This is a genomic window from Sphingobium salicis subsp. salicis, from assembly GCF_049472635.1.
GTDB lineage: Bacteria > Pseudomonadota > Alphaproteobacteria > Sphingomonadales > Sphingomonadaceae > Sphingobium > Sphingobium yanoikuyae_A.
The window spans coordinates 2,121,828-2,136,385 of the sequence record NZ_JAYRCS010000001.1 but is presented as its reverse complement, the minus strand read 5'-3'; the positions used below and the strand labels follow the sequence as shown (position 1 = coordinate 2,136,385).

Genomic DNA, 14,558 nt, shown 5'->3' with positions numbered 1-14,558 from the left:
GTGCCGCTTCACCGCTGCGGCTCCAGGCTCGCGCCGACAAGATCGCCGCCAAGCGCGCGGGGATCGGTTGCGGACACCGGCCCGGCCGAGAGGGCATCGAAAAAGCCGTCCTCTTCGCCGGCCCCGGTCAGGAACTGTTCGGGCCGGATATCACCCGCAAGCAGCCGCACCGCCTGATAGGCCGTCTGGATGAGATTGGGATAAGCCTCGACCCCGCTCGCGATCACCATGCGCTGCTGGCTGTTGCGCCTGATCACCATCGTCGTCGGCGTGATCTCGACCCCGAACCGCTGGGCCAGCTCGGGCCTGCGCTCGATGTCAATCAGCGTGACCTGCCAGCCCATCTCCTCCTGGAAGCGCTGGACGATCGGCCACTGGACGCGGCAATAGCCGCAAGTCGAACGCGAGAACATGACCAGTGCGAACTCGTTGGCCCGGCCGCGCAGATACTGGCGACGGACCTGATCCTTTTGCGCGGAAAGCTGGTCGCGGGCCTCGCCGACCATCGGATTGGCGGACTTGGCGTTGAGTTCGGGATTTTGGAGCATGGCGATCTGGGTGACTCCCGCGAAGGCGCGCGCCTTGCGCCTCGCGAAATCCTGCAACCGCCAGAAATCCGCCACGGCATCGACCGTCAGTACGGTCGCAGCATAGTCGCGTTGCTGCTCGATCAGATTCCTGATCTTCGGTGGTGTCCATGTCGCCAGCTCCGCCATCGGCGGGATCGCCGGCTTCATCAGCGCATCTGGATCGGCTTCATCATCCGCAGGGCCGGGCGGGGCCTGATACCACCAATAGCCGGTGCGCTGGTCGGCGGCTTGTGCAGGGGCCGGCATGGCAGGCACGAGCGCCGCCGCGAGCAGGAGGGCCGCCCGGCTCACAGCAGTTTCTCCATGCGTTGGAGTTGTCCGATTTCGACCGGACCATAGTAACGGCTGTCGAATCCGCTCGCGTGCGGTGATCCGACATAGATTGTTCCGGGCAGGATGAGACCGTTGTCGGGTTGCCAATGATCGAGACGCTGACCGTCGTGACCGAAGGGCTTGCTGACGCCAAGCAGCCTGCCGTTGCAGTAATACCAGCCATCCCATTCGCCATAGGTCATGGACGGCTTCTCGATCAGCGAGATGCGGTCCCCTGGGAGGCACATGGCATATTTGGTGACAGCAACCGGCTTGGGGCCGGCGAGCGGGTGCGACAAGGTGAACGAGACGAGATCGTCCCGGCCGATCGGTCCCGGCGCCTTGCGGACGAGCCACGCGTCGATCGACGGGCTCATGACGATCGTCGCCTGCGGGATCGCCCACCAGGTGAAGAGGCCGACCGGCAACACGATGCCAAAGGCCTTCCACAGTTGCTTCGGGCGCGGAGGCTGGCCGAGCCCCGAACTGCCGAGCGCCACCGCCGCCTTCAGCGGCAGCGCCTTCAATTCGACGAAGCCGGCTTTAGCGGCCCTGAAGGCGAGCCTGAGCATCGCTGACCTCCTTCTTTCCGCCGAGGCGGGCATATTCTTCGAGAAGTCCGGAAAGCGCCGCGTCGCCATAGACGACATGGGCCGCGCGCGGGCTGTCATCCTCGCGCTCGCAATAGGGCAGGGCGGGATCGCCCGGCACCATGGCGAGCGCTGGAACGCGGGTGACACTGTGCTGACGGAAGATCAGTGGATCGACGATCAACTGCACGTCGCGCATCGCGCAGGCCGGGCCTTCGCAGCCGGGATCATGGCGCAGGATCTCGGCCGAGAGCTTCGCCATCGGGGCGACCTTCGTGAGTCCGCCCGGCATTCCGCGAAAGGCGAGCACGCCGCCGACCCGTTCAAGTTGCCCTGCGTAGGTCCGCAGCGTTGTCACCGGCATGGACGAGGACACGAACAGCACCGGCACCCAGCCTTTGGCGCTCGGCGGCGCGGTGATGCCGACGACCGCCTCCATGTCGGGCGCTTCGAGGCCGAGAGCTTGGCCAAGGCGAAGTGCCATTGCTTCGCGTTCGGCCGCCATAGCCTCCTTGGCCTTGTCCATGGCTGTACGCGCGCGGGCGTCCATCGCAGGGGACGGGGCACGCTTGCGCAGGCCTTCAAAGGCGCGGCGGCGGGATTCTTCCGATGGCGTCGGCAGTGACGTCGGACCGCGCGTTTCCGCTTCCTGCTTTCGGGCGGCCGTGGCGCGTTCGAGCCGGTCGAGTGCGGCCTCACCTTGCGCTGCTGCCCCATCACGCGCATTGTCCGGGCGAGGGTTGTCCTGCGCCAGAGCGGAAGCGGAGACGAGCATCGCCATCGCGGCGGCGAGAGGCCGCACGCTACTGGCCGATGGCCTGCATATGGGCATCGATCTTGTCCTTCATGTCGATCTGGATGTCGGCCTGGGCGCGGGCCTCGATCTCGGAATAATATTCGGAAAGGTCCATTTTGGAGAAATCCAGCGCCTGGAACTCTTCCGGGGTGAAGCCGCGGCAATAGGGGTTCTTCGGCGTGCCCCAGCCGACGCTGTTGAACGATTTTAGCTGCGGGCGGCCCTGTTCCTGGATGATGCGGCCAAGCTTGGTGTTGAAGCAGCAATGGCCGCGCGACCGCTGGATGCAGACGCCGAGAATGCGCGAGGAGCAGTAGCGCCCGACCTCGTGGCACATGCCCGATCCCCGGAGCATGCCCACTTCCATGTCTTGCTGGTCACAGCCCGAGAGCAGAAAATCCATCATGAAGTTGATCGCGAGGCTGATCGCGATCGAGGTCGGATCGATGCCGGCGATGATGGCGTTCGCGCCTGATGTCGCGGCCTGACCAGCGGTCGCTCCGGCCCGGAAGGCTGTGTAGGCGGCGCTCATGCCGGTATAGACGCCTTTGGCCACGGCGATCTTGGTCTGGATCGATGAGATGGACGAGCCCATCCCGTCCTTGACGATCTTGCCCTTGTCCTTGCAGCAATTCTGGAATGTGGTGCGCAGCCCCGCCGGGCGGCAGCGCACCGCGCGCCCTGCGAAGATCTCGATATTGCCGAGACAATGCCCCTCTGCATCGACCACGCCGTCGGCGGGCGCGCCGGGATCGTCGATGACCGGATCGTCCTCGATTCCAGCGCCGTCGCTCCCCGTGCACGCATGGGGCGAGCACATCGGCGTTCCGCCGCCCGCCGGGGTCAGACATTGATGCTGCGATCCCAGCGGGCAGCTATATTCGCCCTGCGCATCGGCGACGCACATCACCTGCTGGACCGGGCAGAGCCAGGCATCGTCCGTCATCGCGGAACAGCTCATGACTTCGCCCGGATCGCCGGCATCGCCATTGCCGTCGAGATCGACCGCGCAAACGGGCTGCTGCGCCTGCGCCGGGAAGAATTGCCCGCCGAGGAGGAAGCCCAAAATGGCAAGCGCGATCAGGGCGACGCGCGTCGGCCGGAAAAGAGGACGCCAGATCATCGCACTTCTCCGGTGCAGACGAGATCGGCGCCACCGAGACGGACGGTCTGCATCATCACGACCGCTTCGGGAAAATCGTCGAAGCAGCCGCAGGCCGAGACGATCTCCTCACCGGGGCCGGCGGGGCAGACGTCGCTGCCCGCGCTGTCAGTCCTGCAGGCGTGATAAAAGGTGTCCCAGCCAGTCGGCGCGTTCTGTTTGGCGCCGACGACCCCATCCAATGCGACGCTCTCATTCGCCTTGGGCGCGCGGGTTTTGCAAACCGCCTCGCAAGCGGGCACCGAGCCGCGATCGGGCAGGGCAAAGGGACGCGAGGATGCGGCGTGGCCGCCGTCGGCGATCCTCACCCGGTCGGCGAGCATCGTCTCGGTGGAATGGTCGATGATATAGGCGCCGCGGCTCAGATCGGGTGCGGGCATCGAGCCGGTGTCGATCGAACAGCGATAACTGCGCTCGCGCCGGAAGAAGTCGCGCGCGAGTTGCATCGTACAGGCGCCGGAACCGAACTGGCGGACCTGCGGCAGGGGATTGATGCCTGTCGCGACCCCGCTTTTGAAGGTTTGCACGCCGTCGACGCGCTCGCTGTCGAGCTGGCAGGCGGGATCGCCGGCATAGCCCGAGCAGAGATCGACGAGCCGCTCGCTGAGATCGCAGGCGGTATCGGCCCGGATCTCGACGGTGACATAGCCCCAGCGCCCGCCGCCGCCGCCGCGCACGCGCGCGGACACTGTCGTCGAGCCGGCCTTCAGCTGCTCGGTGATGTCGATAGGGGCGTAATTGTACCAGGGGCTGCCGCTGATCCGGCAGTCGCCCGACGGGATTCCGTCATGCATCCACACGCGCTTGCCCGCATAGCCGACCGCTACGCCGCCCACGCGCGCCTGCACCCAGTCGTCGGCGCCCATCTCGACAATGCGCGCGGAGACGATGCGTTCAGGCGCCAGGGGTGTGAAGATAGCGGAATAGAGTGGGGGATAGCCGCCGCAGGCGCCATCCCCGCGAATCTGGTAGCGGCGGCATCCCTCGCCGCAGCTCCAGCTCGATGTGATGACGCCGCTGGCTGAAACGATATCGTCGAACTGCCACGGTGTGATGCTGACTTCGCGCTCGATCGTGCAGGCACGGATTTGCCCGACCGTGCCGATGCCCGCAGGCGAACCCTTGAGCGCCTGGAAGATGCTGCTCGCGGCGGCGGCGCTCGAAGCGTCGCCCTGGATGGTGGCGGGGCTGGCGCGATAGGCGGTCTGGGGCAGCGACGGATTGGGCGTGCAGGCGGTGCTTTGCGCTCCAGTGTAACGGATCGCAGGGCCGTCGATCGTGGCTTGCGCGACGCCGACGCGCGGATCGGCCGTCGTCAGCGCGCCGATCACGCCGCCGCCCAAATCCTTGAGCACCGAGGCCATGTTGCCCCAGACGAGGTTCGACCCGCAGCTGTTGTTGACGCAGTAGCAGCCGGCGAGATCCGTGAGGCCGACTTCGGTCAGCTTGAGATCGCCGCCCGACGCCACATCCCATTGGAAGCTCCGGCACTGGTTCCAGGTGCCGGGCTGGCAGGAGACGACGCCATTGGCGCAGATGCCCGATACGGGAACCGGTAGCGTCAGCGTCTGGTCGACGCTGCCGTCGAGATTCTTGTCGCGAGATATGCGAAGCGTACCGATATCGCCGCTAGATGCGGGCTGCGCGATCAGTTCGAGCAGGGTCGCTGTCTGCTGGCAGGCAATGCTGGGGTTGAAGGTCTGGCTGTTGTCGACCGTCGCGATCGGCTGTCCGGCAAGCCCCGGCGTCAGGTAGTTCTGCTGGATCGCCTCGCTGTCGGACGTCTTCTCCCGCGAAGCTTCGGCTGCCGCGCGGGCGCGGTCCTCGACGGTTTGCGCCGACGCTGGCAAGGGCAGCGTGGCGGTCATCGCCAGCATGAGAATGACCCGCCGTCTCATGGCAGCCTCGGAGATGTGGTGCGAGAGCCATAGGCAAAGCGCAGCACGTCTCCCGCCCGGAACGCGGCGGATCCGGGCGAGAGTAGCTTATAGACGGCCTGTCCCTCGAAAATGGTCAGCGCGGCCGCCACCGGCGTCGAGGTGGTGGGGGCAACCCTCCTTTCCGGCCCATGTTCGTCGGCCGCGCTGACCGGGGGTGGAGCGACGGCGGCAGGGGCAGCCGCCGCCGCTCCGTCCGCGCACCCGCTCACGGTGGGGAGGGCTCCGTGACGAGCGGGACAACCGCCCGTGCCGGGTGCGCGGGATGGGGGATGCGACTGACTCACGGCGTGGATATCCCCGCGCAGCAGATCGCCTTTTCGAAGAGCATGAACTGGGCATTGTCTTTGCCGGGCGCATGCTTGCCCGACGTCCAGAGCGCACCGGGGCGGCCGATATTAACGCATTTGCCGCCCTTGACGGGCTCCATGATCTGGAGCTTGTACCGGCTCTTGGTCCAGATGGGCTGAGCCTTGAAAGAGCAGCCGTCCTCGGAGTGGATGGTGAGCGCGCCGAGGCGGCCCATCATGAAGGTGCCGCGCGCGGCAAGGCCCGCCCAGGCTTCGACACGGTCGCCCATATGGATATCGCCGGCGACGGGATAGGTGCTGCCCCAGCTGCCCATGCACCAGAACAAGGGGTCGATCGTCTTGCCCGCCGCCGCCGCCGCGCTGTCCGCCATGCAGGCAAGCCCTGCGGCGGGATTGCCGAACAAGATGCCTTCGGGCTGGATGATCGCGCCCAGCGTCCCCGACTGCCATGTCGGCAGCACCTCGGTGATCATCGCGACATCGAACCCGTCATCCTCGATGCAGGGCAGGTCGGTAAACATGTCGAGCATCTTCCAGACCGGCGCGATGTAATAGTGCATCTGCGCGAACAGCTTGGTCGTGTTGGTCCCGTCGGAGATCGACGACTGGCTGCCCTGAAGCTTGCCTCCGGTCGGCATGAGGTCGACGCCGAGCGCCATCATGCAGCCTGGCTCGGTCACCACGTCGATCATCCGGTTTGGCGTCCAGAAACTGACCTTGACACCGAACCAGAAGGTCGCGCCCTTGCGGCAGGCGCACAGGGGTTTTGAGGCCGATTGCGCGTCGAGTGCCTTGTCGAGCTTGTCGTAGCTTCCGACCCGTACGCCGCCGATGGTGATCGGGAAGATGCAGTTCCACCTGACCTTTGTGATCGGATTGAACACCGTGTCCGAAGGGCATTTGGAAGCGTGCGCGGGCGTTGCGGGCGCGATCAGCGCCAGCAGGATTGCGGCGGCTCCGACGCGCAGAGTGGATGCAAGGCGGGTCATTGTCCGCGCCCTCCCTTGGCTGACAGGTTGACTTCGGTGAGTTCGAGCTTTTGTCCGACCTGCCGCACAATGACGGGCGCGACCGTGAGGCCGAGCCGGTCCTTCACTCGTTCCTCGAGCGTGAACAGCGCGCGGCCGTGGCGTTCGCCGAGCGACAGGGCGTCGTCTTTGGGATCGCCGCCGCCGGTCAGGATGATCCAGTCGGTGAGCGTGGCCGTCTTGAGCGCCCAGGACAGATCGTGGGGATGCACGATGACGAGTCGCTGCGGCAGCGACACATAGGTGAGCGGATTGAAGGTGAAGCCCTTGGGGTAAAGCAGCTTGCCATCTGGAAGTCGGATCTCGGTGTCGAGCGTGTAGAAGGGGACGACGTGACGCACCTTGTCCTCGCGCGCTGAAGCGAGCGTTGCGCCCTTGAGCGCGCTCCAGCCAGAGCGCGGACCGAATTTTTCGGCCATATTCGGGGGCTGCTGCGCGGCGCGCGCCTCGATTTCCGCCATCGCATCGGGCTCGGCAATCGGCCAGGTGCGCCCCACGGTGGAGGTCTCGGCGCGAGCGGTGGACGCCAGCAACAGCGATCCGACAATCAGCCCCGCGATCATCGCCGACTGAAAGACCACCACGGGCCAGCCACTATGGAGCGGATCATCGGCCACGGCGGCGCTCCCTCCAGTGGACGCGCGGTGCGCTGCTCTCGCCGCAAACCGCGGCGATGAATCCCGCAAGGCCCAGCGCGAAAGCGAGAAGGACCAGACCGCGTATGTCGTTCGCGGCGGGACGCGCCCAGATGATGATCCCGGCCTGCACCAGTAGCAGGAGTTGCGTGCCCACCACCAGGCGGATCGACGATTGGCAGGGCGCTGAGGAGAAAATGCCGTTCATCGCCGCCTCCACCACAGCATCAGCCGCGCGAGGCTACCGCTGGCGAGATTGGAGAAGATGAGCAGGAAGAAGAAGCCGATGAGGCATATGACCAGGACCAGCAGCATATCGGCCATCAGCGCAGCGAGCGGCCAGCCAAACATGACGCGCACGGCGCAGAACAATGTGGCGATGACCATCGCCTGGAAGACAGGAAGCCCAAGGCCCCAGAAGAAGGTGCGGGTCTCCAGCCGATCGATCGTAAAGTCCTCGATGAGTTCTATGACGACGGGATCACGGTCGAGATCACAGGCGGCGTTCTCAGCCTCCGATATTTCTTCTGGTGCAATGACTTCTGCCTGAAGGTCACCGCCCCTCACCAACGGGTGGATGGTGGCGCACGGCTCTGCAGCCCGCCGGGGTCGGCCGAGCAGCCGCCGTAGCAGATCCTCGGATGCCAACCTCCAGGATGGGATGCGACTTGCCATGGACGCAATGCCGAGCGGCGCTGCGGCGCCGGCCAATGCGCATCCGCCGATCATTGCGGCGAGGAACGGCGCAGGCCCGTTCCCCGCAAGCCCGTTGTGGGCGAGCAGGAGATAGGTCGCCGCGGCGAAGCCGGCTCCGCTCAAGGCAAGCGAGATCATGGTGCGGCGCGAGCGCGTGCGTTCGGACGCGAACAATTGCGTCTGCGCATCGCTTGTCGCTTCGAGCACCCGGATATGGAGCGCCATTTCCTGGCGGGAGCGCAGCAGAAACTCGTGGAGCGTTTCGTCGGGCCTGCGCTCGGAATAGGCCGGGACGAGACGGCCATCGCCGTCAGGGCCGAGGGTCACGGAGATCATCGCGGCCTCCTGAAGCGGGCGAGCAGGCGGCCGGCAGCGCCGGTCAGGCCGATCAGGATAAGGCCGGTCAAGAAGCAGCCGGTTCCGACCATTGCGGCGCCGCGCAAAACGAGCCCCATTGGCTGATTGAGAACCAAGCCGGCTGCGATCACCAGCGAGGCGATCATCACCGATTCGATGATGACGAGCCGGAACCTCCAGCGCAGCGCATCGGCTTCGGCCCGCGCGGCGACGCGCGCCTCGACATAGGCTTCGAGGTTTTCGTCGGGTGATAGCTCGAGCGCCAGCTGTCCCGGATGCGACTTACCTTTAAGCATCATGGCCTCCCTGAGGGGTAAGGATTTCGGCGGGATCGACGCCAGCGAGATCGCAGACCGCTTCCAGCGGCGAGCGTCCGGACCGCACCAGGGCCTCGAATGCGGCAACGTCTTCGGGCGCGGAGGTGTTGATCCAGTAGCTGAAGGGATCGACGACAAGCCGGGCAATGCCGAGCCCCAGCGGGCTGTCGATGAAGACCTCGCTATAATTGGGCTTGTTGTTGCGGACCGATTTGAGGAGATCGAGAACGAACCCTGAATAATCGAGGATCTTGTTCTCGACCGCCTTGTCGTAAGTCGATCCCTGGAGCAGGAACCGGGTCGCGGCATTTTCGAGGATGACCTGGCCCGTGCCGCCGAACAGCAAGAGGTCGTTCATGCTCTGAAGGACGATGCCGAAGCTGCCGCGATATTTGCGCGCGCGCCGGTAGCCTTGGCTGAAGGCTTCGGCGAGGCGCGAGAGATCCTGGCCGTCGCCCCGCGTCATGAACTGCGCGGCTTCGTCACAGAGGACGAATCGCGGGCGGTCCCGGGCGGACAGATAGAGTTCCTGCGTGACGGCGTTCACCACGACCATGATCACGACGTTGAACAGGTCAGGCATCGCCTTCAGCCGTTCGAGCTCGAGCACCACGAATTCGTCGGTCGATATGTCGAAGGTCGACGGCCCGTTGAAATAGTGGCCGTAGGCGCCGTCCGACCCGAAATCGCGCAGGTTGAAGGCCAGCTCGCGCGCGGTCGGCACCAGATGGTCGACCCGATCGAGATCGGAGGCGGTGTTGGCGGGATAGGCACCGAGCCATTCGCGCACTGCATCTATCCCGGCCTCCGCGCGCCCGCTCTCGATCGCCCATTGCACTGCGGATTTGAGCAGGTTCCATTCCGAGGTGGTGACCGGCTTGCGGGTCGCGGCGTTCGCCATCTCGGCGACGATCGACACCGCCATGGTGATCGCCGATTCCCGGTCATCGCCATCGAGCGCCAGCCCGAGATCAAACGGGTTAAGCACGAGATGCTCTTCGCCGAGGTCGATATAGCGGCCCGAGCAGAGGGTGCAGAGCTTGCGGTAGGAGCCGCCGATATCGATGATGCGGATGAGCGCATTCTGCGCGAAATATTGCTGGCAGAGGTTGTTAAGCAGGAAGCTCTTGCCCGCACCGGACTCCGCCGACACGATGAAATTGTAGTTGTTGATGCGCGGATCGAACAGGTCGAGCGTTACGAGCTGCCCCTTGCGGCCAGTGTAGAGCAGGGCAGGGCGGCCGCCACCGCGGAAGTCGGTCTGGATCGGCGACATGAGGACGCCGGCGCGTACCGGCACGCGGAAATCGCGCTGAAGCATGCGGATCGTGCGGCGCTCCGAATAAAGGCCAAAGGGCAGGCTTGCGGCAAGCAGGATCGGATTGAGGTAGCTTTCCTCCTGCACCATCCAGGGCAGAGGCTCCGATTCCCAGAGTCGTTTGGCGCGGGCAGCCATCTCGCGCGCCTGGTGGCTATCGCGGCCGAACACCCAGAGCGTCGGGATCACCGAGATGAAGCGGCTGTTGCCGACTTCATCCAGGATCCAGCCAATTTCCTCGATCTGCTTGCCGACCTCGACCGCGAAGCTGCCCGCAGCCTTCTGCGCCGAGAGGATCTGCGCGCGCTTGTGGATCTCGAACTGCGAATGGTCGAATAGCACATTGAGCGTGTAGAGGAACGGCCCACCGATCTGGTCGCTGTCCTCGGCGCTCCCACGCATCCCGCCGGTCAGGCGATTGGCGCGCTCGGCGGTGATCCGCTTCGGCGGTGACTTGGGCGTCAGGCAGCGCGCCACCTGATTGCCGAGAAAGACCTCAGGCCCATCGAAGCGAAGCGCCGGTCCCGCGTCGATGATCTGCCGTCGCAGCGGCACGTCGGCGGATTGCGTGAACACACCGGGCGCGGAGGCATGGACGCCGTTGAAGATGCGTCGGTAGAAGCTGACGATCTCGCCCGCTGCCATCGGGCGGATGCCAAGCTTGGAAAGCTGTTCCTCGATCTGGCGCTTGAGGTCGCTGTCCATCGGCTCGCGGGTCTTCACCGACAGGAAAGTACGGAAGTTGCGGACCGGGATGCCGTGGAGCGCTTTCAGGCCCATGGTGCCGGCCTGCAGATAATCGAAGGTCCGCCGCGCCGAGGCCTGGATCAGCGGATCGGGGCGCGTCTTGAGGTCGAGAAACGCGTCGAGCGCACCCTCGACCAGAGGATCGGCGAAGCTCTGAAGCTGAAGGATCGTCTCTTCGGGAAAGTTGACATTGAGCAGCCCGAGCAGCGCCTCATGCACATGCGCGAACAAGTAAGCGGCGGGAACCAGCTCCCAGGCGTAGCCCCAGCCATCGTCGATGGTCAGGAAAGCCTGCTCTTCCTCGACCCAGGCGGCGAGGGGGAGGAAATCGGAATAGCTGTCGCGCTCCACGCTGCGGCGCAGCCGCGAAAGCGTCATGCCGGCCTGATAGCTGGTCATGGGTAAGGCTCCATATCGTCGGAACCGTCCTTGACCTGTTCCAGGACGTTGGCGCGGGTGGCCGGCGAGACCGGCGCGACCAGATAGTCGCCCACAACCCATTGCGGGCGCTCCATCAGCGAATAGACATAGCGCGGCATGTAGAGCCGGTCGGGCCGCTGCCGGTCGGCATAGGGCAGGATCAGCGTGCGTACCGTGCGCGGGGGCTTGAGCATCGGGGTGACGGGCTGCTCGATCAGGCCTTGTAATTCACGATAGACGCTGTCGCGATAACCCTCGAACCTGCCCGATGCCGCCTGGCCCGAGCCGGACCTACCGGACGCACGCGGAGATTGGCGCTCGCGAAGAATCTTCTTGTTATTGGTGACGGCCGGATCGGACTTTGACGCCACGCCCGCCACCGCGTCGGCATAGGCCTGGTCGGGATGGATACACTGGCCATGATCGTCATTCTTGCAGGAGAATTTCTCGCTGTAGGGCGACATGACCGAGCCTAGCGTCGCGCAGCCGCCCAGCGCGGGAAGCGTAAGGATCAAGGCGGCGGCCCGGATTGCGCGGCCTCGCGGACGATGATGCATGGGACGAACTCCCCTGATGATTTCTGGCCTTGTGGTTGCTGGCGGGCGCATCAGAATTTGCTCCCGGCGGTCGGCTTGATTTCGAGGCTCACGCCTTCCTGGATGACGACGACCACATCCTTGGCCGCGCCGACTTCGACGATGGGACCGGCCTGGCGGGCGAGATCGAGATAGAAATCGGTGAGCTTGTCCGACGAGCGCGAGAGGCCGCCGGCGATCCCCGCCTGCGCCGCATCGCCCGCATCGAGCGTGCGCACCGAGCCGAGCGCCGAGGTCGAGACGTTGCCGACCGTGTTCTCGACCGTCTGCGCGACCCCTGTGATGGTCCCCGCGATGAACGAGCGGGCCAGCGCCGCGCCGGCGCGCGTGACGACCTTGCCGGAGAGGCCCTTCTTGCCGTCGGCATCGACGAAGAAGCCCTTGATCGGCTGATCGACCACCGAGCGTTCGTCGAAGTCGACGCAGGAGAGCGAGACGAGCTGAACTTCAACCCGCTCCTTGGCGAGGCTGCCGGTTGCGTTGCCGATCACGAAACAACCTGACAGGTTCGCTTTCACGTCATTGGGGAGCACGGCAGGCGCCTGGACACGCGCGATCAGCGGCTCGGGATTGCTGGTTGCGTCCCGGCTCGCCAGCGCGTCGATCCCGGTCAGCAGCCGCGCCTTCATGAAACCAGGCGGCAAATAGATCGTCCGGGTCTTTTTTTTAGCGCCTGCTGCCGCATCGGTGCCGACCGGCGCCGTCGCAGCGCCGATCGCCCCAACCGTCTTCTCAACTGGCGGCGCCGGGGGTGCGGGAGGCGCTATCGGAGGCGCGGGCGGTGCGGACATGGATGGATCCATGTCCCCGGTCGCGGGCGGTTCAGGGAATTCGGGGACTGCGCCGGGGATCGCGGGCGGAAGATCGCCGTCGATCGCGGACGCTGCCGAACCGGTGCCAGGCACGATCTTTCCTTCCTCGATCGCTGTTACCCGCTCGCCGAGCAGGTTCTGGCCGTCGAGGATTTTCTTGAGATCGCCGCGCAGCTTGATCTCGAGGCTGTCGCCGCGAAGTCCTGCGCCCATGTCGAGATGCGAGCTGGGTGGTGCCGCCGCTTCCTGCGTGCCGTCTCCGCTCGCGGAATAGAGGCCGAGCCCCAGCGCGCCGACAATGCCGGCGACGCCGATCTGTTTCAGGCGCAGTTGCTGTTTCGCACTCAGCGTCTGCCACCGTGCTTTGAGGTCGAGTAGCGCGGGACCGCGCAATATCCCTGTCGAACGCTCGCGCTTTTCCTGAAAACCATCGAGGTCGAGCTCGCCGTCATGAGGCTGGCCTGCCCGGTCGGAAGAGCCGCGCTCGCTGCGTTTGCCGGGACCGCGATCACCAGGACCGCGATCATTGGGGCCGGCGGGATTCATTGGCCGGCTCCCCGGCGCACGACGATCAGCCGCGCGGTCTCGCCTGCTGCGAGATTGCCGCGATCGAGCGTCACCGCGAAGATGTTGGCGCCGAGCGCGCTGTCGAGGAAGCTGCGTTCATCGAGCAGGGTATCGGTTGGCACAGAAACCAGATATTCCGATGCTGAAAGGCCAGAACCGTCGATCTCGATGCGGCGGCGTTCCTCGATGCTGGCGTCCGGTAGCAGGCCCAGGCGGATCGGTCCGGACCGGGTCGCGGCAGTCGTGAAGCTCGCTGGTATCCGGTCCTGGAGCATCGAGAGCGTGATCGAGACCGCGCGTTCTTCCTCGACCAGCGGCCCGAGCAGATCTTCGTTCGCCTGCGCGCGCTGGGCGCTGCCGGGCTGCAGCATCACCGTCTGTGCGGGGATGTCGGACGGCTCGGCATAAAGCGAATAGACCGCGCCGTTGCAAGTTATGAAGAATTCGGACGGGACCGTCACATAAGTGCGGGTCACCATGCCGGTATCGTCAATCTCGCGGACGAGGAACTTGATCCAGGCGTCCGACCCGGCGCGTTCGACGGCGATGGCCTTTTCGGCCGAGAACTTGACGTCCTCGATCTCGCCGCCGGCGCAAATCACATGGTTGATGTCGCGGTTCGACAGGCGAAGGGTGCTGGTCTGATCAGGCAGCGCGATGATGGTCTGCGCCGCGACCGGAGCGGCAAGCGTCAGCGCAAGCAGCATCAGGCTCGACCGCGTAAGCTTAGCGAGGCTGGGCATCGAAACTTTCCTCTGTCAGGGCGGTCAGCCAGAAGCGGCCGTTGTCGATCACGTATCGGATCCGCAGATTGCCCCGGAACTTGCGGATCACACCGCCGATCACGCGCACCTTTTCGACGGGGACGAGGATCTCGGTCTTCGTCCAGGTGACGGGTTGATCGGGGCGGATATAGGTCGCGATCGAAAGCGTGGGGTTGTTGGCCAGTTCATCGAGCAGGCCGTTGAGGCTGTCGCGCAGGCTGTTGTACGTCGAAGGATGGGTGATGCTCAGCAATTCCTGGAACTGCCGATCCGCAGAATAGGCGGAATAGGTGCCCGACAGTGACACCAGGTTGCGCGTGATCGTGCGCAGATAGGCTTCCGATGGTTCGCTGCCGGTTACATAGAGATCGCCGCCCGCGCCGAAGGGCACGACCACGGTGCGCGTGTTCTGGTTCGAGGTGTAGATCAACGTGCCGAGCACGGCGGTGATCCCGAACAGGCCGACCACGGCGAGTTTGAGGAGCCGGTTCTCCTCGAACAGGTTGCTCGACCCTTGCAGGTAGCGATGCAGGCCGAAGCTCGCGGGCTTGCCGAGCAAGGGATCGCGTGGTGGCGTGTCGCTGGATTTGCGTCCGAACATCG

15 protein-coding genes are annotated in these 14,558 nt (G+C 65.2%); all 15 read right to left on the bottom strand.

Annotated elements, in window-relative coordinates; translation table 11 throughout:
* Positions 1-8 precede the first annotated feature (8 nt).
* The gene (locus VHN57_RS10340) at positions 9-881 is read right to left on the bottom strand and encodes a conjugal transfer protein TraF (RefSeq protein WP_231923301.1); all 873 of its coding nucleotides are present in this window, start codon (positions 879-881) and stop codon (positions 9-11) included.
* Positions 878-1,474: a S26 family signal peptidase gene (locus tag VHN57_RS10335; RefSeq protein ID WP_048577677.1), complete on the bottom strand. Its 597-nt coding sequence runs from the start codon at positions 1,472-1,474 to the stop codon at positions 878-880. The genes VHN57_RS10340 and VHN57_RS10335 overlap by 4 nt, the downstream gene beginning before the upstream one ends.
* Complete coding sequence (locus VHN57_RS10330) at positions 1,446-2,324, bottom strand: type-F conjugative transfer system pilin assembly protein TrbC (protein ID WP_048577678.1); 879 nt, start codon at positions 2,322-2,324, stop codon at positions 1,446-1,448. Before VHN57_RS10330 ends, VHN57_RS10335 begins: the two co-directional genes overlap by 29 nt.
* Positions 2,296-3,411: a conjugal transfer protein TraN gene (gene traN, locus VHN57_RS10325; RefSeq protein ID WP_082166254.1), complete on the bottom strand. Its 1,116-nt coding sequence runs from the start codon at positions 3,409-3,411 to the stop codon at positions 2,296-2,298. The genes VHN57_RS10330 and traN overlap by 29 nt, the downstream gene beginning before the upstream one ends.
* A complete protein-coding gene (locus VHN57_RS10320; RefSeq protein ID WP_048577679.1) occupies positions 3,408-5,348 on the bottom strand; it encodes a hypothetical protein in 1,941 nt (646 codons plus the stop codon). Before VHN57_RS10320 ends, traN begins: the two co-directional genes overlap by 4 nt.
* A 322-nt stretch (positions 5,349-5,670) precedes the next feature.
* Positions 5,671-6,687, bottom strand: a complete 1,017-nt coding sequence (locus VHN57_RS10315) for a TraU family protein (protein WP_048577680.1) — start codon at positions 6,685-6,687, stop codon at positions 5,671-5,673.
* Entirely contained in the window at positions 6,684-7,289 is a 606-nt protein-coding gene (locus tag VHN57_RS10310; protein ID WP_048577712.1) for a conjugal transfer protein TraW, read from the bottom strand. Before VHN57_RS10310 ends, VHN57_RS10315 begins: the two co-directional genes overlap by 4 nt.
* A 43-nt stretch (positions 7,290-7,332) precedes the next feature.
* Positions 7,333-7,569 carry a hypothetical protein gene (locus tag VHN57_RS10305; protein WP_048577681.1) on the bottom strand — a complete coding sequence of 79 codons (237 nt, stop codon included), beginning with the start codon at positions 7,567-7,569 and terminating at the stop codon, positions 7,333-7,335.
* Positions 7,566-8,393 carry a hypothetical protein gene (locus VHN57_RS10300; protein WP_048577682.1) on the bottom strand — a complete coding sequence of 276 codons (828 nt, stop codon included), beginning with the start codon at positions 8,391-8,393 and terminating at the stop codon, positions 7,566-7,568. The genes VHN57_RS10305 and VHN57_RS10300 overlap by 4 nt, the downstream gene beginning before the upstream one ends.
* Positions 8,390-8,713 carry a hypothetical protein gene (locus tag VHN57_RS10295; RefSeq protein WP_423283757.1) on the bottom strand — a complete coding sequence of 108 codons (324 nt, stop codon included), beginning with the start codon at positions 8,711-8,713 and terminating at the stop codon, positions 8,390-8,392. Before VHN57_RS10295 ends, VHN57_RS10300 begins: the two co-directional genes overlap by 4 nt.
* Positions 8,703-11,195: a TraC family protein gene (locus tag VHN57_RS10290; protein WP_048577684.1), complete on the bottom strand. Its 2,493-nt coding sequence runs from the start codon at positions 11,193-11,195 to the stop codon at positions 8,703-8,705. Before VHN57_RS10290 ends, VHN57_RS10295 begins: the two co-directional genes overlap by 11 nt.
* Positions 11,192-11,773, bottom strand: coding sequence for a TraV family lipoprotein (locus tag VHN57_RS10285; protein ID WP_048577685.1), 582 nt, complete (start codon positions 11,771-11,773; stop codon positions 11,192-11,194). Before VHN57_RS10285 ends, VHN57_RS10290 begins: the two co-directional genes overlap by 4 nt.
* A gap of 50 nt (positions 11,774-11,823) precedes the next feature.
* Positions 11,824-13,170 carry a TraB/VirB10 family protein gene (locus tag VHN57_RS10280; RefSeq protein WP_048577686.1) on the bottom strand — a complete coding sequence of 449 codons (1,347 nt, stop codon included), beginning with the start codon at positions 13,168-13,170 and terminating at the stop codon, positions 11,824-11,826.
* Complete coding sequence (locus VHN57_RS10275; RefSeq protein WP_048577687.1) at positions 13,167-13,934, bottom strand: type-F conjugative transfer system secretin TraK; 768 nt, start codon at positions 13,932-13,934, stop codon at positions 13,167-13,169. The genes VHN57_RS10280 and VHN57_RS10275 overlap by 4 nt, the downstream gene beginning before the upstream one ends.
* Positions 13,918-14,556, bottom strand: coding sequence for a TraE/TraK family type IV conjugative transfer system protein (locus VHN57_RS10270; protein ID WP_048577688.1), 639 nt, complete (start codon positions 14,554-14,556; stop codon positions 13,918-13,920). Before VHN57_RS10270 ends, VHN57_RS10275 begins: the two co-directional genes overlap by 17 nt.
* Positions 14,557-14,558 lie beyond the last annotated feature (2 nt).

Bases quoted from the DNA above. Each gene is read 5' to 3' on its own strand.
- VHN57_RS10295 (WP_423283757.1), bottom strand. From the start codon at position 8,713: ATGATGCTTAAAGGTAAGTCGCATCCGGGACAGCTGGCGCTCGAGCTA.
- VHN57_RS10315 (WP_048577680.1), bottom strand. From the start codon at position 6,687: ATGACCCGCCTTGCATCCACTCTGCGCGTCGGAGCCGCCGCAATCCTG.
- VHN57_RS10320 (WP_048577679.1), bottom strand. From the start codon at position 5,348: ATGAGACGGCGGGTCATTCTCATGCTGGCGATGACCGCCACGCTGCCC.
- VHN57_RS10330 (WP_048577678.1), bottom strand. From the start codon at position 2,324: ATGCCCATATGCAGGCCATCGGCCAGTAGCGTGCGGCCTCTCGCCGCC.
- VHN57_RS10290 (WP_048577684.1), bottom strand. From the start codon at position 11,195: ATGACCAGCTATCAGGCCGGCATGACGCTTTCGCGGCTGCGCCGCAGC.
- VHN57_RS10300 (WP_048577682.1), bottom strand. From the start codon at position 8,393: ATGATCTCCGTGACCCTCGGCCCTGACGGCGATGGCCGTCTCGTCCCG.
- VHN57_RS10310 (WP_048577712.1), bottom strand. From the start codon at position 7,289: ATGATCGCGGGGCTGATTGTCGGATCGCTGTTGCTGGCGTCCACCGCT.
- VHN57_RS10305 (WP_048577681.1), bottom strand. From the start codon at position 7,569: ATGAACGGCATTTTCTCCTCAGCGCCCTGCCAATCGTCGATCCGCCTG.
- traN (WP_082166254.1), bottom strand. From the start codon at position 3,411: ATGATCTGGCGTCCTCTTTTCCGGCCGACGCGCGTCGCCCTGATCGCG.
- VHN57_RS10275 (WP_048577687.1), bottom strand. From the start codon at position 13,934: ATGCCCAGCCTCGCTAAGCTTACGCGGTCGAGCCTGATGCTGCTTGCG.
- VHN57_RS10270 (WP_048577688.1), bottom strand. From the start codon at position 14,556: ATGTTCGGACGCAAATCCAGCGACACGCCACCACGCGATCCCTTGCTC.
- VHN57_RS10285 (WP_048577685.1), bottom strand. From the start codon at position 11,773: ATGCATCATCGTCCGCGAGGCCGCGCAATCCGGGCCGCCGCCTTGATC.
- VHN57_RS10280 (WP_048577686.1), bottom strand. From the start codon at position 13,170: ATGAATCCCGCCGGCCCCAATGATCGCGGTCCTGGTGATCGCGGTCCC.
- VHN57_RS10335 (WP_048577677.1), bottom strand. From the start codon at position 1,474: ATGCTCAGGCTCGCCTTCAGGGCCGCTAAAGCCGGCTTCGTCGAATTG.